Annotated in this window: 17 protein-coding genes; 7 read left to right on the top strand and 10 right to left on the bottom strand. The window is 74.9% G+C overall.

Annotated features, from left to right (window positions below; all coding sequences use genetic code 11):
* Positions 1-56: 56 nt before the first annotated feature.
* From IN07_RS13290 to purS, 4 genes are read right to left on the bottom strand one after another with little or no spacing between them, the layout of a single operon-like run.
* The gene (locus IN07_RS13290) at positions 57-467 is read right to left on the bottom strand and encodes a sterol carrier family protein (RefSeq protein ID WP_036336371.1); all 411 of its coding nucleotides are present in this window, start codon (positions 465-467) and stop codon (positions 57-59) included.
* Positions 468-503: 36 nt separating this feature from the next.
* Positions 504-2,825, bottom strand: a complete 2,322-nt coding sequence (gene purL / locus IN07_RS13285; RefSeq protein WP_231558328.1) for a phosphoribosylformylglycinamidine synthase subunit PurL — start codon at positions 2,823-2,825, stop codon at positions 504-506.
* The gene (gene purQ, locus IN07_RS13280; RefSeq protein ID WP_036336370.1) at positions 2,822-3,496 is read right to left on the bottom strand and encodes a phosphoribosylformylglycinamidine synthase subunit PurQ; all 675 of its coding nucleotides are present in this window, start codon (positions 3,494-3,496) and stop codon (positions 2,822-2,824) included. Before purQ ends, purL begins: the two co-directional genes overlap by 4 nt.
* Positions 3,497-3,506: 10 nt before the next feature.
* Positions 3,507-3,755 (bottom strand): phosphoribosylformylglycinamidine synthase subunit PurS, encoded by a 249-nt coding sequence (purS, locus tag IN07_RS13275; RefSeq protein WP_036336369.1) that lies wholly within the window; start codon positions 3,753-3,755, stop codon positions 3,507-3,509.
* A gap of 135 nt (positions 3,756-3,890) precedes the next feature.
* On the opposite strand from purS, the gene IN07_RS13270 reads away from it, so the two are divergent.
* A complete protein-coding gene (locus IN07_RS13270; protein ID WP_036336368.1) occupies positions 3,891-4,643 on the top strand; it encodes a flagellar brake protein in 753 nt (250 codons plus the stop codon).
* 44 nt (positions 4,644-4,687) lie between these two features.
* Here IN07_RS13270 and IN07_RS13265 read toward each other — a convergent pair whose 3' ends face one another.
* Both IN07_RS13265 and purB read right to left on the bottom strand, forming a co-directional pair.
* Positions 4,688-5,566, bottom strand: coding sequence for a phosphoribosylaminoimidazolesuccinocarboxamide synthase (locus IN07_RS13265; protein ID WP_036336367.1), 879 nt, complete (start codon positions 5,564-5,566; stop codon positions 4,688-4,690).
* Positions 5,563-6,870 carry an adenylosuccinate lyase gene (gene purB, locus IN07_RS13260; RefSeq protein ID WP_036336366.1) on the bottom strand — a complete coding sequence of 436 codons (1,308 nt, stop codon included), beginning with the start codon at positions 6,868-6,870 and terminating at the stop codon, positions 5,563-5,565. Before purB ends, IN07_RS13265 begins: the two co-directional genes overlap by 4 nt.
* Before the next feature lie 92 nt (positions 6,871-6,962).
* Here purB and IN07_RS13255 point away from each other — a divergent pair, with 92 nt between their 5' ends.
* Entirely contained in the window at positions 6,963-8,411 is a 1,449-nt protein-coding gene (locus IN07_RS13255) for an AI-2E family transporter (protein WP_036336365.1), read from the top strand.
* A 95-nt stretch (positions 8,412-8,506) separates the two neighbouring features.
* Here the strand turns inward: IN07_RS13255 and purD are convergent, their stop codons facing one another.
* On the bottom strand, positions 8,507-9,760 hold the full coding sequence (purD, locus tag IN07_RS13250) for a phosphoribosylamine--glycine ligase (RefSeq protein ID WP_036336364.1): 1,254 nt from the start codon (positions 9,758-9,760) through the stop codon (positions 8,507-8,509).
* Positions 9,761-9,816: 56 nt separating this feature from the next.
* Positions 9,817-10,755 (bottom strand): ribosome small subunit-dependent GTPase A, encoded by a 939-nt coding sequence (gene rsgA, locus IN07_RS13245; RefSeq protein ID WP_231558316.1) that lies wholly within the window; start codon positions 10,753-10,755, stop codon positions 9,817-9,819.
* Positions 10,756-10,934: 179 nt separating this feature from the next.
* On the opposite strand from rsgA, the gene IN07_RS13240 reads away from it, so the two are divergent.
* Positions 10,935-11,981 carry a glycerophosphodiester phosphodiesterase family protein gene (locus IN07_RS13240; RefSeq protein ID WP_036336362.1) on the top strand — a complete coding sequence of 349 codons (1,047 nt, stop codon included), beginning with the start codon at positions 10,935-10,937 and terminating at the stop codon, positions 11,979-11,981.
* A 71-nt stretch (positions 11,982-12,052) separates the two neighbouring features.
* Positions 12,053-12,220 (top strand): hypothetical protein, encoded by a 168-nt coding sequence (locus IN07_RS25810; RefSeq protein ID WP_164700075.1) that lies wholly within the window; start codon positions 12,053-12,055, stop codon positions 12,218-12,220.
* A gap of 77 nt (positions 12,221-12,297) precedes the next feature.
* On the opposite strand, the gene IN07_RS13235 is transcribed toward IN07_RS25810, so the two are convergent.
* Positions 12,298-13,587: an adenylosuccinate synthase gene (locus tag IN07_RS13235; protein WP_036336361.1), complete on the bottom strand. Its 1,290-nt coding sequence runs from the start codon at positions 13,585-13,587 to the stop codon at positions 12,298-12,300.
* Positions 13,588-13,663: 76 nt separating this feature from the next.
* Between IN07_RS13235 and IN07_RS13230 the strand changes: the two genes are divergently transcribed.
* The 3 genes from IN07_RS13230 (at position 13,664) to IN07_RS13220 (ending at position 16,273) form a co-directional block, all read left to right on the top strand.
* Entirely contained in the window at positions 13,664-14,281 is a 618-nt protein-coding gene (locus tag IN07_RS13230) for a hypothetical protein (RefSeq protein WP_036336360.1), read from the top strand.
* A 73-nt stretch (positions 14,282-14,354) separates the two neighbouring features.
* A complete protein-coding gene (locus tag IN07_RS13225) occupies positions 14,355-15,455 on the top strand; it encodes an ABC transporter permease (protein WP_231558302.1) in 1,101 nt (366 codons plus the stop codon).
* Positions 15,452-16,273: an ATP-binding cassette domain-containing protein gene (locus IN07_RS13220; protein WP_052091232.1), complete on the top strand. Its 822-nt coding sequence runs from the start codon at positions 15,452-15,454 to the stop codon at positions 16,271-16,273. The genes IN07_RS13225 and IN07_RS13220 overlap by 4 nt, the downstream gene beginning before the upstream one ends.
* 15 nt (positions 16,274-16,288) lie before the next feature.
* Here the strand turns inward: IN07_RS13220 and IN07_RS13215 are convergent, their stop codons facing one another.
* Positions 16,289-17,761, bottom strand: a complete 1,473-nt coding sequence (locus IN07_RS13215; RefSeq protein WP_197058475.1) for an AAA-type ATPase lid domain-containing protein — start codon at positions 17,759-17,761, stop codon at positions 16,289-16,291.
* Positions 17,762-17,814 lie beyond the last annotated feature (53 nt).

Below are 17,814 nucleotides of genomic sequence, written 5' to 3'. Positions count from 1 at the left end.
CGGTCATCGGCGGACGGCGGCGCCCATCGGCGTGGCGGGCTGCCGTCCGCCGATGATCAACCCGGGGAGGGATGCGGCCCGGAGGCTCGGACCGGGCGCAGCGGGAGGTGCTCGGAGAGGTCGGCGCGGTTGCCGCTGGCGCTGACCCGCCCCTCCCCCACCGCCTCGGCCCAGGAGAGCGCGCCGGTCGCCAGCCGCAGCCAGGTCGCGGCGTCGGTCTCGACCACGTTCGGCGGGGTGCCGCGGGTGTGCCGCGGCCCGGGCACGCACTGCACCGCCACGAACGGCGGCACCCGCAGTTCGACCGAGCGCCCGGGCACGTGCTGGGCCAGCCAGCGCGCCGAGGTCTTCACCGCAGCCCCCAGCACCGCGCGGGGCGGCTGCTCGGCCTCCCCGGCCAGCCAGCCGGCCGTGGGGGCGAGCGCCGCCCGCAGGTCCTCGGCCGAGATCGGCGCGACCCCGGCCATCAGCGCGGGACCGGGACCAGCACAGCGGACACGAGGTCAGCTCGTCGGGACGGTGCCCGCCGGGACGGTGCCCACCGCGACCTCCGGGCTGCCGAACAGCGCCGGCAGGGTCGCCGTCCACGCCGCCCGCAGCTCGGCCAGCGGCAGCTCCAGCAGACCGTCCAGCACCAGGGCGTCGCCGCCCGTCGTCCCGAGCTCGGTGACCGGCACGCCCGCCGCCTCGGCCACTGCCCGCACCGCGGCGGGGTCGGCGGTGGTGACCACGACGCGGGCCACCGACTCGCCGAACAGCGCCGCCGTCGGGTCGCCGGTCACGTTCAGCCGGGCGCCGGTGCCGTACCGCAGCGCCGACTCGGTGAGCGCCTGCGCCAACCCGCCGTCGGCCAGGTCGTGCGCCGAGCTGACCAGCCCGTCGGCCGCCAGGGAGGTGAGCACCTCGCCCAGCGAGCGCTCGGCGGCCAGGTCCAGCCGGGGCGGCAGCCCGCCCAGGTGGCCGTGGACGACCGCGGCCCAGGCCGAGCCACCGAACTCCGGCCGGGTCTCCCCCAGCAGCAGCACGGACTCGCCGTCGGCCCGCCAGCCGGTGGGCACCCGGCGGGTGACGTCGGCGTGCACGCCCAGCACCCCGATCACCGGGGTCGGGTTGATCGCGACGTCACCGGTCTGGTTGTAGAGGCTCACGTTGCCGCCGGTGACCGGCAGGCCGAGCTCGCGGCAGCCGTCGGCCAGGCCGCGGACGGCCTCGGCGAACTGCCACATCACCTCGGGGTTCTCCGGGGAGCCGAAGTTCAGGCAGTTGGTGACCGCCAGCGGCTTCGCGCCGGAGACGGCGACGTTGCGGTAGGCCTCGGCCAGGTTCAGCTGGGCGCCGGTGTAGGGGTCCAGCCGGGCGTAGCGGGCGTTGCCGTCCAGCGAGAGCGCGATGCCCAGGTTGCTGGACTCGTCGATCCGCAGGACGCCGGCGTCCTCGGGCTGGGCGAGCACGGTGTTGCCCCGCACGTAGCGGTCGTACTGCTCGGTGACCCAGCTCTTGTCCGCGCCGTCCGGGCTGGAGACGACGGCGAGCCAGTCGGCCCGCAGGTCGGCCGAGGACGACGGCGGGGTGTCGGCCTGCAGCGCGTCCAGGTCGGCCGGGCGGGACATCGGTCGCTCGTAGCGCGGCCCCTCCAGGGCGACCGTGCGCGGCGGGACGTCGATGATCCGCTCGCCGTGCCAGTCGATGGTGAGCCGGTCCCCGTCGGTGACCTCACCGATGACGGTGGCCAGCACGTCCCACTTGGCGCAGACCGCGAGGAAGGCCTCCACCTTGTCCGGCTCGACGATCGCGCACATCCGCTCCTGCGACTCGCTCATCAGGATCTCGGCGGGGGTGAGCGTCGAGTCCCGCAGCGGGACGGCGTCCAGGTCGATCGCCATGCCACCCGAGCCGGCCGCGGCGAGCTCGCTGGTGGCGCAGGAGATGCCGGCCCCGCCGAGGTCCTGGATGCCGGTGACCAGGCCGGCGGCGAAGATCTCCAGGCAGGCCTCGATCAGCAGCTTCTCGGTGAACGGGTCGCCGACCTGGACGGCGGGGCGCTTGGCCGGGCCCTCGGCGTCGAAGGTCTCGCTGGCCAGCACCGAGACGCCGCCGATGCCGTCGCCGCCGGTGCGGGCCCCGAAGAGGACCACCTTGTTGCCGACGCCCTCGGCCTTGGCGAGCTGCAGCTCCTCGTGCCGCAGCACGCCGACGCAGAGCGCGTTGACCAGCGGGTTGCCGGCGTAGCAGTCGTCGAAGAGCAGCTCGCCGCCGATGTTGGGCAGGCCCAGGCAGTTGCCGTAGCCGCCGACCCCGGCGACCACGCCGGGCAGCACCCGGGCGGTGTCGGGGGCGTCGGCGCGACCGAAGCGCAGCGAGTCCATGACGGCGATCGGGCGGGCGCCCATGGTGAGGATGTCGCGGACGATGCCGCCGACCCCGGTGGCCGCGCCCTGGTAGGGCTCGACGTAGCTCGGGTGGTTGTGCGACTCGACCTTGAAGGTGACCGCGTAGCCCTCTCCTACGTCGACCACGCCGGCGTTCTCGCCCATGCCGACCAGCAGGGCGTCGCTCTTCGGCAGGTCACCGAAGCGGCGCAGGTGCACCTTGGAGGACTTGTAGGAGCAGTGCTCGCTCCACATCACCGAGTACATCGCCAGCTCGGCCGTGGTCGGCCGGCGCCCGAGGATCTCCCGGATCCGGGCGTACTCGTCGTCCTTCAGCCCCAGCTCGGCGTAGGGCTGCGCGTCGTCGGGCTGCTCGGTGGCGAGCGCGACGGTGTCCAGCCGGTTCGTCCGGCCCGGGGCGGTGTCGAGCTCGGAGAGGCCCTCGGTGGCGCTCACGCGGCGACCACCAGGGCGGAGAGGACCGAGGTGAAGAAGCCCAGGCCGTCGACCGACGGGCCGGTGAGCTCCTCGACCGCGTGCTCCGGGTGCGGCATCAGCCCGACCACCCGGCCGTCGGCGCTGGTGACCCCGGCGATGTCGCGGGAGCTGCCGTTGGGGTTGCCGTCGACGTAGCGCACCACCACCCGGCCCTCACCCTCCAGCCGGTCCAGCTCGGCCGGTGCCGCCACGTAGCGGCCCTCGCCGTTCTTCACCGGGACGACGATCCGCTGACCCTGCTCGAACGACGACGTCCACGCGGTGTCGGCGCGCTCGACCAGCAGCCCCTGGTCACGGTTGCGGAAGTGCAGGTGGCCGTTGCGGGTGAGCGCACCGGGCAGCAGCCCCGCCTCGCAGAGCACCTGGAAGCCGTTGCAGATGCCCAGCACCGGCAGGCCGCCGCGCGCCGCGGCCACGACGTCGGCCATCAGCGGCGAGCGGGCGGCGATGGCGCCGGCCCGCAGGTAGTCGCCGTAGGAGAAGCCGCCGGGCAGGACGACGGCGTCGACGTCCTTCAGGTCGTGGTCGGCATGCCACAGCGCCACCGGCTCGCCGCCGGCGAGGCGCACTGCGCGCGCTGCGTCGACGTCGTCCAGGGAACCCGGGAAGGTGATGACACCGATGCGCACTGGGTCTCTCTCAGTCGGTGGTGCGAGCGGGGAGGTGCAGCTCGACGTCCTCGATGACGGGGTTGGCCAGCAGCGTCTCGGCGATCTGGCGCAGCTCCGCCTCGTCGGGCTCGCCGTCGACCTCGAGGACGAAGTGCTTGCCCTGACGGACGCTGCGCACGCCGGTGTGGCCGAGGCGCCCGAGGGCGCCGAGCACCGCCTGCCCCTGGGGATCGGAGATCTCTGGCTTCAGGACGACGTCGACGACCACCTGGGACACGCCGATGAGGGTACCGGCTGGGCGATGGGCGCCGACACCACACCGGTCGGCGGACCGGTCGTGCAGGACCGGTCACCCGCTGTCCGGAGTCCTCCGACCGGTGCTCATCCGAACGGGTCACCGACCTGCACCGTTGTGCTGGACAACCGGCTCCGCCTGCCGATGATGGGCCCGGACACGGTCGCCACCCGGCGGTCGGCGTGGTGGACGGAGGAGCACGGGATGGTCGCCGGAGTGCCCAACGTGGACCACCCGGCCGCCGCCACCGCGCTCAGCGTCCTCCCCCTCGGGGAGGACGAGGCGCTCACCGCCCGGGTCCGCCGGGAGAGCGAGTCGCACCTCTACCTCAGCGCACCGCGCAACGCCCTCGGAGAGGCCACCCCCTTCGTCGAGCGGGACATGCTCGAGCTGTCCTGGCAGGCCGACGACGGGCTCCGGTCCGTCCCGGCCGACGCGGTCGCGGTCACCGACGACGGCCTGTGGAAGGTCAGGATCACCGGCCCGGCCAGCAAGATCCAGCGCCGCGACGCGGTCCGCGCCCCCATCGGGCTGTCGGTGACCCTCTCCTGGGACCGCGCCACCCTGGTGGGGAGCACCGCCGACCTCAGCGAGGGCGGGCTGCTCGCCGTCTTCCGCCCGCACGGCGACCTGGGCGTGGGCGTCCCGTTCCCGACGAGGAACCAGTCACTGACCCTCTCGCTCGACCTCTACTCCGACGAGCTCGTCACCGAGGTGGCGCTGGTCCGCCGCAGGCCCCGGCAGGACAACCTGCACGAGTGGTCGCTGCGCTTCGTCGACCTGCCCGACCCGGCCGCCGACCTGATCCGCTCGCACGTCTTCACCGCGCTGCGCAACGCCCGCGCCCGCGGCATCACCGCCATCTACTGACCCACCAGAACGGCCATTCTGGTGGGGACGGGGGCTCGGGCGGCTCAGTTCCAGGGCAGGCCGGTGAGCTGTTCGTAGGCCCTCACGTAGCGGTCGCGGGTGGCGGCGACGACGTCCTCCGGGAGGTCCGGCGGCGGGGACACCCGGTCCCAGCCGGAGGTGGTCAGCCAGTCCCGGACGTACTGCTTGTCGAAGGACGGCTGCGGCGCGCCCGGCGACCAGGTCATCGCCGGCCAGAAGCGCGACGAGTCCGGGGTCAGCACCTCGTCGGCCAGCACGAGGCCGTCCGCGGCCGTGCCGAACTCGAACTTGGTGTCGGCCAGCACGATCCCGGCCTGCTCGGCGATCTCCGCGCCGCGGCGGTAGAGCGCCAGGGTCAGCGACCGCAGCACCTCGGCCCGGTCGGCGCCGACGGCGTCGACGACCTGGGCGAACCCGATCGCCTCGTCGTGCTCGCCCACCTCGGCCTTCGTCGAGGGGGTGAACACCGGCTCGGGCAGCCGGGAGCCCTCGACCAACCCGGCCGGGAGCGGGACGTCGACGATCGCACCCGTGCGCTGGTACTCGACCGTGCCCGACCCGGACAGGTAGCCGCGGGCCACGCACTCCACCGGGAGCATCTCCAGCCGGCGGACCAGCATCGACCGGCCGGTCAGCTCGGCCGGGACGCCGGAGGCGAGCAGGTCGTCACCGGCGGCCAGCAGGTGGTGCTCGGCGCCGTGCTCGGCCAGCACCGGCGCCAGCTGCTCGAACCACCACACCGACAGCGCGGTGAGCACGCGCCCCTTGTCCGGGATCGGGGTGGGGAGCACGTGGTCGTAGGCGGAGACCCGGTCGCTGGCGACGAGCAGCAAGCGGTCGTCGTCGACGGCGTAGACCTCGCGGACCTTGCCCTGGGCGACGAGCTCGAAGGGCAGGCTCACGACAGCGCGGCCAGCCGGTCGAACAGCGGGCCCAGGTTCGCCACGTACTGCTCCGGCCGGCAGATCTCGTCCAGCCGGGCCTCGTCGAGGGTCACGCCGTCCTCGGTCGCCCGCTCGCGCAGCGTCTGCCGGAACGGGGTGCCGTCGGACCAGGTGCGCATCGCCGCGGACTGCACCAGCGCGTAGGACTGCTCACGGCTCATCCCGCCCTCGACCAGCTCCAGCAGCACCGACGAGGTGTAGATCAGCCCGCCGGTGGACTCCAGGTTGGCGCGCATCCGGTCGGCGTCGACGACGAGGTTCTCCACCAGGCCGGCGGTCAGGTCCAGCAGGTAGTCGGTGGTGATCGCCGCGTCGGGCAGGAACACCCGCTCGGTGGAGGAGTGCGAGATGTCCCGCTCGTGCCACAGCGGGATGCCCTCCATCACCGGCACGATCGCCGCACGCACGACCCGGGCCAGCCCGGCGATCCGCTCGGAGCGGATCGGGTTCTTCTTGTGCGGCATGGCGCTGGAGCCCTTCTGGCCCTTGCCGAACGCCTCGGACAGCTCGCGCACCTCGGTGCGCTGGCCGTGCCGCACCTCCAGGGCGATCGCCTCGCACACCGTGGCGATGACGGCCAGCGCGGACACCCACTCGCTGATGCCGTCGCGCAGCACCACCTGGGTGGACGCGTCGGCGGCGCGCAGGTCCAGCGCCTCGGCCACGGCGACCTCGACCGAGGGGTCGATCAGGGAGTAGGTGCCGACGGCGCCGGAGATGGCCACCACGCCGACGGCCGAACGGGCCCGGCGCAGCCGGTCCCGGGAGCGGGCCATCGCGAAGGCCAGGTCGGCGACCCGGTGACCCCAGACGACCGGCTCGGCGTGCACGCCGTGGGTGCGGCCCACCTTGATCGTGCCCCGGTGCGCCAGCCCGTGGTCGCGCAGCGCCACCACCAGCCGGTCGGCCTTGGCCAGCAGCACGTCGGTGGCGTCGGTGAGCTGGACGGCGAGCGCGGTGTCCAGCAGGTCCGAGGAGGTCATGCCGTGGTGCACGTAGGCCGCGGCCGAGCGCGGCTCGGTGTTGTCGGCCCAGGCGGTGAGGAAGGCGATGACGTCGTGCTGCGTCGTCTCCTCGATCTCCGCGACCCGTTCGGGGGTGGGCGGCGGCGCGTTGCGCACCGGCTCGACGACGTCGGCGGGCACCCGCCCGGCGGCCGCGTGCGCCTCCAGCACCAGCGTCTCGACCCGGCACCACAGGTCGTACTTGTGCTGATCGCTCCAGACCCGGCCCATCTCCGGCAGGGTGTACCTGTCGATCATGCGGGCACCGCTTCGGACCGGTCAGCTCGTCGCACCACGGCCCCATCCTCTCGCACCGCTGCGAGCGGGCCCCCATCAGCTCGGAGGACTCGATGTTGCAGCGGGCCAGACGCGTGGTCGACCGGGCGCGGGAGCGCATCCGGGCCGCCGCCGAGCACGATCCGCACGCCTGGCCCGACGGCACCGTGCTGGTCCTGGAGGACGGCAGCCGCGCCGTCGTCGACCACGTCGAGGAGCCGCACCCGGGTGACGGCCACCAGGCCACCGGCGCCCCCGTCCGCGACGCTGCTCCCCTCGCTCCCGGCAGCCCGCACCCCGACGCCCCGGACGTCGACGTCCCCGGCGGGGTCAGCGGCCCCCCGGCACCGGGTGGCCCGCCTCCGGCGCCCGGCCGGGACCGCAGCCGGGGCAGCCTGCTGGCCCCGGAGTCCGCTCCCCGGGCCGTGGAGCGGGACGTCCCCTACGGCCTGCGGGTCGCCGCGGCCTGGTCGTGGCGGACGGTGGCCGTGGTGGCGGCGCTGTACCTGCTGCTGCGCGCGGCGGGATACGTCGCCGTCGCCATCGTGCCGGTCATCGTGGCGCTGCTGCTGGCCGCGCTGCTCCAGCCGGGCGCGGCCTTCCTGCGGCACCGGGGCTGGCCCACCTCACTCGCCGCGCTCACCATGCTCGTCGTCGGCGTGGGCGTGGTCGCGGGGATCGTCACCCTCGTGGTCGAGGAGTTCGTCGCCGGCTACGCCGACCTCGTCTCCCAGGTCGACGAGGGGCTCACCCAGGTCCAGGACTTCGTCACCCGCACGTTCCCGGTCACCGACGGCCAGATCACCGACGCGCTCGAGAGCGCCAGCCAGGCCGTCGCGGACAACCAGGACGTGCTCACCTCCGGCGCGCTGACCACCGCCGCGACCGTCGGCGAGGTGCTCACCGGCGCCCTGCTGACCCTGTTCACGCTGTTCTTCTTCCTGATGGACGGCCGGCAGATCTGGCTGTGGGTGGTCGGGCTGACCCCGGCGAACTCCCAGGCCTACCTGGACGAGGCGGCCCGCCGGTCCTGGCGCACGCTGATCTCCTACGTGCGGGCCACCGTGGGGGTGGCCGCCTTCGACGCCGTCTTCATCGGCATCGGCCTGGTCTTCCTCGGGACGCCGCTGGTCGTGCCGCTCGCCGCGCTGGTCTTCCTCGGCGCCTTCATCCCGATCATCGGGTCGTTCCTCGCCGGCACGGTCTCGGTGCTGGTCACCCTGGTCGCCGTCGGACCGGTCCGGGCGCTGATCGCCCTGGGGATCATCGTGCTGATCATGCAGCTGGAGAGCCACGTGCTGCAGCCGCTACTGCTGGGCCGCGCGGTCTCCGTGCACCCGCTGGCCGTGGTGCTCGGCATCGCCGCCGGGCTGCTGATCGGCGGGATCTTCGGTGCGCTCATCGCCGTCCCGGTGATCGCCTGCGGCAACGTGGCGGGCACCTACCTGTCCCGGCGGCACGAGGGACCCCGGCCACCCCAACCCGACACCCGCCGCGCCCGCCGACCGGTCACCGCTCGGTGAGCCCGGTCATCGACGGGGCTGAGCCGGCCCGCCGACGGTCGGACCGCGCGTCAGGACGTGGACCCACCGTCGGTCACGCGGCTCGACCCCACCGGTTACACCGTGATGCGGCCCTCGACGGCGGCCAGGGCGATGTCGGTGCGCCAGTGGGCACCGGCCAGCCGGACGGACGCCAGCCGCTCGTAGACGGTCTGCCGTGCCGCGGCCAGGTCGTCGCCGACCGCGGTGACCGCGAGCACCCGCCCCCCGGCCGAGTGCACCAGACCGTCGGCGCCCAGCGCCGTGCCGGCGTGCAGCACGCCCTCGCCGTCGGCACCGGTGATCGGGTCGCCGAGGCGCGGCCGCTCGGGGTAGCCCGAGGCGGCGACGACGACGGTCACCGCCGCCCCGTCCCGCCAGCGCAGCGGCGGGTGCTCGGCCAGCGTGCCGGTGGCCGCGGCGTACAGCAGCCCGGCCAGCGGGGTCTCCAGCAGCGGCAGCACGACCTGGGTCTCCGGGTCGCCGAACCGGGCGTTGAACTCCACCACCCGCACGCCGTGCGAGGTCAGCGCCAGCCCGGCGTAGAGCAGGCCGCTGAACGGCTCCCCGCGGCGGGCCATCTCGTCGATCGTGGGCTGCAGGACGGTGGCGCGGACCTGCTCGACCAGACCGGCCGGCGCCCAGGGCAGCGGCGCGTAGGCGCCCATCCCGCCGGTGTTGGGCCCGCCGTCGCCGTCGTCCCGGCGCTTGTGGTCCTGGGCGGGCAGCAGCGGCACCACCGTCGTCCCGTCCGACAGCGCGAACAGCGACACCTCCGGGCCGTCGAGGAACTCCTCGATGACCACCGAGTGCCCGGCGTCCAGCACGGCTCGCCCGTGCGCGACGGCCGCCGCCCGATCGGTGGTGACCAGGACGCCCTTGCCGGCCGCCAGCCCGTCGTCCTTGACCACGTAGGGGGCGCCCGCCTCGTCCAGCGCGGTCTCCAGCTCGGGAGTGCCACCGACGGCCCAGAACTGCGCCGTCGGGACCCCGGCGGCGGTCATCACGTGCTTGGCGAAGGCCTTGGACCCCTCGATCTGGGCGGCTTGGGCCGAGGGACCGAAGCAGGCGATCCCGGCGTCGCGCACCGCGTCGGCGGCGCCGGCGACCAGCGGCACCTCCGGGCCGACCACGACCAGGTCGGCCTGCCACTCGACGGCGAGGGCGCTGACCGCGACCGGGTCAGCGGCGTCCAGCGGGAACGCCTGGGCCAGGGTGACGGTGCCGGCGTTCCCTGGTGCACAGGCCAGCGCCGTGACGGCGGGGTCGGACTGCAGAGCCACGCACAGGGCGTGCTCCCGGGCACCGGAACCGATCACGAGGACGCGCACCGGGCGAACCTACCCACCGGCGCCGGAGGCACCACAACGGCCGTTTCGTGGGGAGGTCACCGCCCGGGCCGGGCGCGCAGCTGCCGGTGCAGCGCCCGCAGCCGGGCCGACTCGGCCGCGCGGGCCCGGGCGTCGGCGCGCAGCTCCTGCCGGTGGGCCTCGGCCTGCAGCTTGCGCCAGGCGACGAACCGCGCCGGGTCCAGGTCGCCGCGGTCGATCGCGGCCGCCACCGCGCAGCCGGGCTCGGTGCGGTGCGCGCAGTCCCGGAAGCGGCACCCGGCCGCCCAGTCGGCCACGTCGGCGTAGGTCGCCGACAGCCCCTCGCCGTCGGCCAGCGCCAGCTCGCGCATCCCGGGGGTGTCGATCAGCAGCCCGCCGCCGGGGAGCGGGTGCAGCTCCCGCGCCGTGGTGGTGTGCCGGCCGCGCCCGTCGCCGCGGATCCCGGCGACCGCGGCCACCGGCTGGCCGGCCAGGGCGTTGAGCAGGCTGGACTTGCCCACGCCGGAGGGGCCGACCATCGCCGCGGTGCACCCGGCCGGGACGAGCTCCCGCACGGCGGCCAGCCCGCTGCCGGTGACCGCGCTGACGGGCAGGACGTCGACGCCGACGGCGTCCTCGGCGACCTGCGCCACCGCCGCCGGCACGTCGGCGCACAGGTCGGCCTTGGTGAGGACGACGACCGGCGTCGCCCCGCTGGCCCAGGCGACGGCGAGGTACCGCTCGATCCGCCGCAACCTCGCCTCGGCCCCCAGGGCGTCGACCACGAGGACGACGTCGACGTTCGCCGCGACCACCTGCGCACCGGACCCGCGGCCGGCCGCCGTGCGCACGAAGGCGGTTCGCCGCGGCAGCACCTGCACCGCCTGCTCGCCGCGCAGCGCCACCCAGTCCCCGACCGCGGGCGCGGTCCCCGCGTGCACCGCGCCGGCACAGCTGACCCGGCGCTCACCCTCGGCGGTGAGCACGGTGAGCCGGCCCCGGTCGACCCGCGCCACCCGGGCCACCTCCCCTTCGTCGGGGAGGCCGGTGACGTGCTGTCCTACACCTGGTCCTGCTGAGAGATCCCTCACAGGGGTCATGCTCGTCTCCAGGTGAGGGCGCTGTCCCCCGATTTGTCCTCATGAAGTCGGCGCGCGTTCAGACCCCGGACAGCGAACTGGGTTTCCCTGGAGCCATGCAGGAGACCGGCCTGAAGGCCGTTCACTCGCCCCGTCAGGAGCGCTCACCGCGCATCATCGGGCACCGCGGTGCCCCCAGCTACCGCCCCGAGCACACCGTGGCCAGCTACGAGCTGGCGATCGACCTGGGCGCCGACCTCATCGAGCCCGACGTCGTGGTGACCCGGGACGGCCAGCTCGTGGCCCGCCACGAGAACGAGCTCTCCCGGTCGACCGACGTGGCCCAGCACCCCGAGTTCGCCGACCGCCGCCGCACCCAGGAGGTGGACGGCGAGGAGCTGACCGGCTGGTTCAGCGAGGACTTCACCCTCGCCGAGCTGCGCACCCTGCGCGCGGTCGAGCGGCTGCCCGGGATGCGGCCGATGAACACCGCCTACGACGGCCGGTTCGGCATCCTGACCCTGGCCGAGGTCGTGGAGGTGGTCCGGCGCCGCTCCACACCCGGCCGCGAGGTGCGGGTGCAGGCGGAACTGAAGTGCCCGGCCTGGTTCGCCGCGCAGGGGCTGCCGATGACCGAGCTGGTCGCCGCGGAACTGCGCCGGCTGGACGCCACCCGGTCCGACGGCTCCGTCGTCGTCATGGCCTTCGAGCAGTCGGCGCTGCGCGAGCTGCGGGCCGACCTCGGCAGCGACGGCCCCCGGCTGGTGCAGCTGATCGAGGAGGAGGGCCGCCAGGACGCCCTCGTCACCCCTTCGGGCCTGCGCGAGGTCTCCACCTACGCCGACGGGATCGCGCCGCACAAGGGCCGGATCCTGCTGCACGGCGCCGACGGCGGGCTGGTCGGCGTCTCGGACCTGATCACCCAGGCGCACCGGGCCGGGCTCACGGTCGAGCCGTGGACGCTGCGGCCGGAGAACGTGTTCCTCCCCAGCCACCTGCGCCGCGGCGGCGACCCCCGCGGGCTGGGCGACGCCCAGACCGAGGCCCGGCTGCTCTTCGCCCTGGGCGTCGACAGCGTGATCACCGACGCGCCGGAGACCGCCCACCGGGCCCGCGCGGAGCTCTCCGCCGCCGCCATGGCCCCGGTGCGCCCCCGGGTCTGAGCGCTGCCGGCGGCCGGGCGGGACCGACCCGGTCGATGGCGGAGGCGATCATGCGCTGGTTGACTCGCGGCATGACGGCCATCCCGGAACCGGACTCACCCCTCGACCCGGACCAGCCGGTGCCGGACGACGCCGGCGAGCTCCTGCCGGACACCCCGGACACGCTGCCGCCCCCGCCGATCGAGTCGACGCCCGACGACCCCGGCGGCGACACCGGCGGCGTCCCCGAGCCCGCCTGACACAGGTCCGCCACCGCCGAGCGACAACGTCCGCCGGGCACCCCTCCTGGCCGCGTTGCGGCCCGGAGGGTCGCGATCTAGTCGATCAGGTCGTGCAGGACGACGTTCTCGTCCCGCCCGGGGCCGACGCCGATGACGCTGACCCGGGCGCCGGAGAGCTCCTCGAGCCGGCGCACGTAGGCCTGCGCGTTGGCCGGCAGGTCCTCGAAGCGACGGCAGGCGGTGATGTCCTCGAACCAGCCGGGCATCTCCTCGTAGATCGGCTTCGCGTGGTGGAAGTCGGTCTGCGTCATCGGCATCTCGTCGTGCCGCACCCCGTCGACGTCGTAGGCGACGCAGATCGGCACCGTCTCCAGCCCGGAGAGGACGTCGAGCTTGGTGAGGAAGTAGTCGGTGATGCCGTTGACCCGGCTGGCGTAGCGGGCGACCACGGCGTCGAACCAGCCGCACCGCCGGTCGCGGCCGGTGGTCACGCCGACCTCGCCGCCGTGCTTGCGCAGGTACTCGCCCCACTGGTCGTGCAGCTCGGTCGGGAAGGGGCCGGAGCCCACGCGGGTCGTGTAGGCCTTGAGGATGCCGACGACCCGCTCGATCCGGGTGGGGCCGACGCCGGCGCCGACGGCCGCGCCGCCGGCAGTCGGGTTGGACGACGTCACGAACGGATAGGTGCCGTGGTCGACGTCCAGCAGGGTGCCCTGCGAGCCCTCCAGCAGCACCCACTCACCGGCGTCGAGGGCCTTGCCCAGCAGCAGCCGGGTGTCGACGATGCGGTGCTTGAGCGCCTCGGCGTAGGCCGCGTACTCCTCGACCACCTCGTCGACGTCGATGGCCTTGCGGTTGTAGACCTTGACCAGGACCTGGTTCTTCTCCTGCAGCGTGCCCTCGAGCTTCTGCCGCAGGATCGACAGGTCGAGCAGGTCCTGCACCCGGATGCCGGTGCGGGCCACCTTGTCGCCGTAGGCCGGGCCGATGCCGCGGCCGGTGGTGCCGATCTTCCGCTGGCCGAGGAACCGCTCGGTGACCCGGTCCAGGGCGCGGTGGTGCGGCATGATCAGGTGCGCGTCGGAGGAGATCACCAGGCGCGAGGTGTCCACCCCGCGCTCCTCCAGGCCGGCGAGCTCGCCGATGAGCACCTCGGGGTCGATGACCACGCCGTTGCCGATGACCGGCGTGCAGCCCGGGGTGAGGATCCCGCTGGGGATCAGGTGCAGCGCGTACTTCTCGCCGTCCGGGGTGATCACGGTGTGGCCGGCGTTGTTGCCACCCTGGTAGCGCACGACGTACGGGACGCGGCCGCCCAGCAGGTCGGTGGCCTTGCCCTTGCCCTCGTCGCCCCACTGGGCGCCGATCAGCACGACTGCCGGCATCGGGGGGTTCTCCTCGTTCGTCGCGTCTGCCCAAGACACCGGCGGTTCCCGGCTGGCCAGGTGGCAGGGTATCGGCATGCCCGCGACTCAGCTCGACCTGCGCGGCCTGGCGGCGGTCCAGCCGCCGTCGCGCCGGCACGTCGCCTCGGTGGTGGACGGCGCCGAGGCGGTGCACGTGCTGGGCCCGGTGCCGGCGCTGTCCGCCGTCCTGACGCGGTTGTGGAAGACCGAACGGCTGCCCGCTGTGCCGGTGAGCTGGGAACCCGCGGACGACCCGGCGTCCACCGGGCTGGCCCGCTCCCTGGGCGTCGGCGCCGGGGCCGAGCGGGAGCTTCCGCTGGTCCGCGACGACCACGGCGGGGTGCTGCTGCACACCGGCCTGGTGACCGCGCACGGCGCGTCGCGCCGCCTCCTGGCCCGCCGGTTCGGTGCCCGGGCGTACTGCGACGACACCCGGGTGGCCGACGGCTCGATCACCCGGATCGACGTCCGACCGGACTGGACGGCGGTGGACCGGATCGGCGTGACGGTGGTGACGCTGCCGCTGCGCCCGGTGCGCCGGGCCGTCGGGCGGGCCCTGCAGATGGCGTCGGACCCGGCCCAGGTCAGCCGGGACGGCGTGCCGTTCGACCGCCAGGTCACGAAGTGGACCTGGTACGCCGACGACCGGGTGCGCTGGCGCCTGCGCCCCTGACGGGCGACGGTCCGGCCGCCGGCGATCGTGGACACTGGGGACTCCGCCCCGCTCGAGGAGGTCCCGCGTCGCCGTGCCACCCCTGCACCCCTTCTCGGCCGAGTCCCCGGTGAGCACCGAGCGCCCGGCCGGCTTCGGCCCCGTGGCGCCCGTCGCCCCACGCTCGGCCGGGCGCCGGGTGCTGGACCGGCTGCTCGCCCGCCCGGGCATCGGCGCGCTGTTCGGGGTGCTGGTGCTCGCCGTCTTCTTCGGGCTGCAGGCACCGGGGCTGATCAGCTCCGGTGGCCTGGCCACCGTGCTCGACATCGCCGCCCCGCTGGGCATCGGCGGCGTCGCGGTCGCGCTGCTCCTGGTCGCCGGCCAGTTCGACCTGTCCATCGGGGTCGTCGCGGTGGGCAGCAGCCTGGTCACCGCGCTGCTGGTGACCCAGCTCGGCCTCGGCATCTGGCCGGCCCTGTTGGTGTCGCTGCTCGCCGCCCTGCTGGTCGGGGCGGCCAACGGGCTGCTCGTGGTGACCACCGGGCTGCCCAGCTTCCTGGTGACGCTGGCGACGTTCCTCGTGCTGCAGGGCGCCTCGCTCGCCGGGGCCGCCGCGATCGCGGGGTCCTCGCGGATCACCGGGCTGGCGGACGCACCGGGCTGGGAGTCGGCGCTGGCGGTGTTCGGGGCCACCGCGCAGCTCGGTGACGGACGGTTCCGCATCTCGCTGCTCTGGTGGCTGCTGGCCACCGTCCTGACCACCTGGCTGCTGTGGCGCACCCGCTTCGGCAACGCCGTCTTCGCCAGCGGCGGCGCGAGCCGGGCGGCCCGGGAGCTGGGCGTCCCGGTCGCGCGCACGACGGTCCTGCTGTTCCTGGGCACCGCCGCGGCCGGCTGGCTGATCGGCACCCTGACCCTGGTCCGGCTCGGCGGCGTGCAGGTCGACCCGGCCCTGGGCGACGAGATCGAGTTCATCGTGGTCGCGGTGATCGGCGGCTGCCTGCTCACCGGCGGGTACGGCTCCACCGTGGGCGCCGCACTGGGGGCGCTACTGTACGCCGTGGCCCGGGAGGGCCTCTCGCTGGCCGACTGGGACCCGCGCTGGTTCCAGGCCTTCCTCGGGATGCTGCTGCTGGTGGCCCTGCTGGTCAACGGCGTGGTCCGCCGCCGGCTCCGCTCGGTGCCCCGCTCATGAGCACGGCCGCCCACCTGTCCGCGCACGGCTCCCCGGCGCCGGTCCTGGAGCTGCGCGGGGTGACGGTCCGCTTCGGCAGCGTGCCGGCCTTGTCCGGGGTGTCGCTGGCCCTGCGGGCCGGCGAGGTGGTCTGCGTGCTCGGGGAGAACGGCTCGGGCAAGTCGACGATGGTCGCCGTCCTCTCCGGCTTGCAGCAGCCGGCCGAGGGCGAGCTGCTGGTCGACGGCCGGCCCGAGCGCTTCCGGTCGCCGCAGCAGGCTCGCGCCTGCGGGATCGCCACGGTCTGGCAGGACCTGGCGATCGCGCCGCTGATGTCGGTCTGGCGCAACTTCTTCCTCGGCGCCGAACCGACCCGCGGGCTGTGGCCGTTCCGGCGGCTGGACGTCGGGCGGGCCGAGGAGATCACCACCCGGGCGATGGCCCGGGTGGGCGTCCCAGGGCTCGACCCCGGTCAGGCCGCCAGCGCGCTGAAGGCCGGGGAGCGACAGAGCCTGGCGATCGCCCGCGCCCTGCACTTCGGTGCCCGGGCACTGGTCATCGACGAGCCCACGGCACCGATGACGGTGGCCCAGCGGGCACTGGTGCTGCAGTCGGTGGTGGCCGCCCGTGAGGCGGGGCTCGCCGTGCTGTTCGTGACCCACAGCCCGCAGCACGCGCACCTGGTCGGCGACCGCTTCCTGCTGCTCGGCGGTGGGCGGGTGGCCGGTGACCTGACCCGGGAGGACGTCGACGTGCACGACCTGACCCGGCTGGTCGCCGGCGGGGACGAGCTGTCCCGGCTGGGCGACTCGCTGCGGGCTGCCCAGCGCGACCGCTGAGCGGGCGGCCGCGGGCTACACGGTGATCCGGTACTGGGCGATCTTCCGGTAGAGGGTGGCCCGGGACAGGCCCAGTTCGGTGGCGGCGTGCACCACCGTCGTCCCGGGGCGGCTCAGGCAGCGCACGATCTCGTCCCGCTCCAGCTGCTCCAGCCGCCCGAGCGTCCGGCTGCCGTCGGACAGCACCCCGGGCGGCAGGTGCGCGACGTCGACGAGGTCGGTCCGGGCGGCGGCCGCGCGCACCGCCGCCCGCAGCTCCCGCACGTTGCCCGGCCAGCCGTGCGCGGCCAGCGCCCGCAGCGCACGCGCGGTGAACTCGACGTCGCGGTGCCGGAGCTGCCGGGCGAAGGCCCGGGCCAGCGGCTCGACGTCGGCGGGCCGGTCGCGCAGGGCGGGCACCTCGACGACCGCCTCCACCAGTGCGGCCAGCGGGCCGGGGAGGGCGGTGAAGGAGGAGCCGGTGAGCACCAGGGGGCCCGGCGCGCCCGTGGTCGTCGGCACGGCGGCGACCTCCGCGGCCAGCTGCTCGGCCGCCCAGACCGGCAAGGTGTCGACCTCGGCGACCACGACGCAGGTGTCCGGCGCGTGCAGCTCCGGCGTCCACAGGGTGAGCCACTCGCCGACCTCGGCCGGCTCGGGTGGCCGGGCGACCAGCACCCGTTCCCGCAGGCCGGTGGCGCGGCGGGCCAGCGAGGTCGCCGTCGTCCGCCCGGCACCCGGCTCGCCGACCACGGCGACCAGCCGGCCGCCGGTGACCGCGTCGCGCACCGCCCCCACGGCCGTCTGCCAGGCCGGGGACACGCACGGGTCGTCGGCGACGCCGTCGACCAGCCGGCCGGTCAGCACGTGGAACACCTCACCGCGCGGCGCCGCGCGGAGCAGCTGGCCACCGGCCCGCACCTGCATCAGCGCCGCGGTGTTCCCCGCGGCGGCCTGGGCCAGCGCCAGCAACAGCTCCGAGGAGGCGTCGGACCAGGTGGTGAGGTTGATGCTGCCCACCAGCCCACCGGTGCGCGGGTCCAGCACCGGCACCGCGGCACAGGTGTAGCGGCGCAACGGTGCGACGTAGTGCTCCGGTCCGCGGACCAGGGTCGGCACCCGGTCGGCGAGGGCCAGGCCCAGACCGTTGGTGCCGGCGGTCTGCTCGCCGAAGTAGAAGCCGGGCGCCAGGTGCACCCGGTCCAGGGAACGGTTGATCGTCTCGTCGTCGCACCAGCGGGCCAGCACGAGGCCCTGCGGATCGGTGAGCATGAAGCCGACCGGCTCGCCGGCCAGCGTGCCGTGCAGCCCCCGGACCACCTCCGCACCGCACTCGTAGAACAGCGAGTCGGTCGGCACCCCGTCGACGTAGACCGGCACCACCTCCTCCGGGGTGACCCCGTAGCGCTCGCTGCGCTGCCAGGAGGCACGCACCCGGGCCGGGCTGCTCGGCCGGTCGAGCCCGACGGCACCGGCCGGCCGCAGCCGGTCCGGAGGTGGAGGTGACACGGCGACCCTCCTCGGGACGCTGGCGGGCGGACCTGCAGGTGTCGGCCGGTCGA

The organism is Modestobacter caceresii, from assembly GCF_000761485.1.
GTDB lineage: Bacteria > Actinomycetota > Actinomycetes > Mycobacteriales > Geodermatophilaceae > Modestobacter > Modestobacter caceresii.
The sequence above is the reverse complement of the archived record's forward strand: the minus strand, read 5'-3'. Positions and strand labels throughout refer to the sequence as shown.

Excerpts from the sequence above, each read along its gene's own strand:
- IN07_RS13220 (WP_052091232.1), top strand. The coding sequence starts at position 15,452 with ATGAGCACGGCCGCCCACCTGTCCGCGCACGGCTCCCCGGCGCCGGTC.
- IN07_RS13255 (WP_036336365.1), top strand. The coding sequence starts at position 6,963 with ATGTTGCAGCGGGCCAGACGCGTGGTCGACCGGGCGCGGGAGCGCATC.
- IN07_RS13235 (WP_036336361.1), bottom strand. The coding sequence starts at position 13,587 with ATGCCGGCAGTCGTGCTGATCGGCGCCCAGTGGGGCGACGAGGGCAAG.
- IN07_RS25810 (WP_164700075.1), top strand. The coding sequence starts at position 12,053 with ATGACGGCCATCCCGGAACCGGACTCACCCCTCGACCCGGACCAGCCG.
- IN07_RS13290 (WP_036336371.1), bottom strand. The coding sequence starts at position 467 with ATGGCCGGGGTCGCGCCGATCTCGGCCGAGGACCTGCGGGCGGCGCTC.
- IN07_RS13230 (WP_036336360.1), top strand. The coding sequence starts at position 13,664 with ATGCCCGCGACTCAGCTCGACCTGCGCGGCCTGGCGGCGGTCCAGCCG.
- purB (WP_036336366.1), bottom strand. The coding sequence starts at position 6,870 with ATGATCGACAGGTACACCCTGCCGGAGATGGGCCGGGTCTGGAGCGAT.
- IN07_RS13240 (WP_036336362.1), top strand. The coding sequence starts at position 10,935 with ATGCAGGAGACCGGCCTGAAGGCCGTTCACTCGCCCCGTCAGGAGCGC.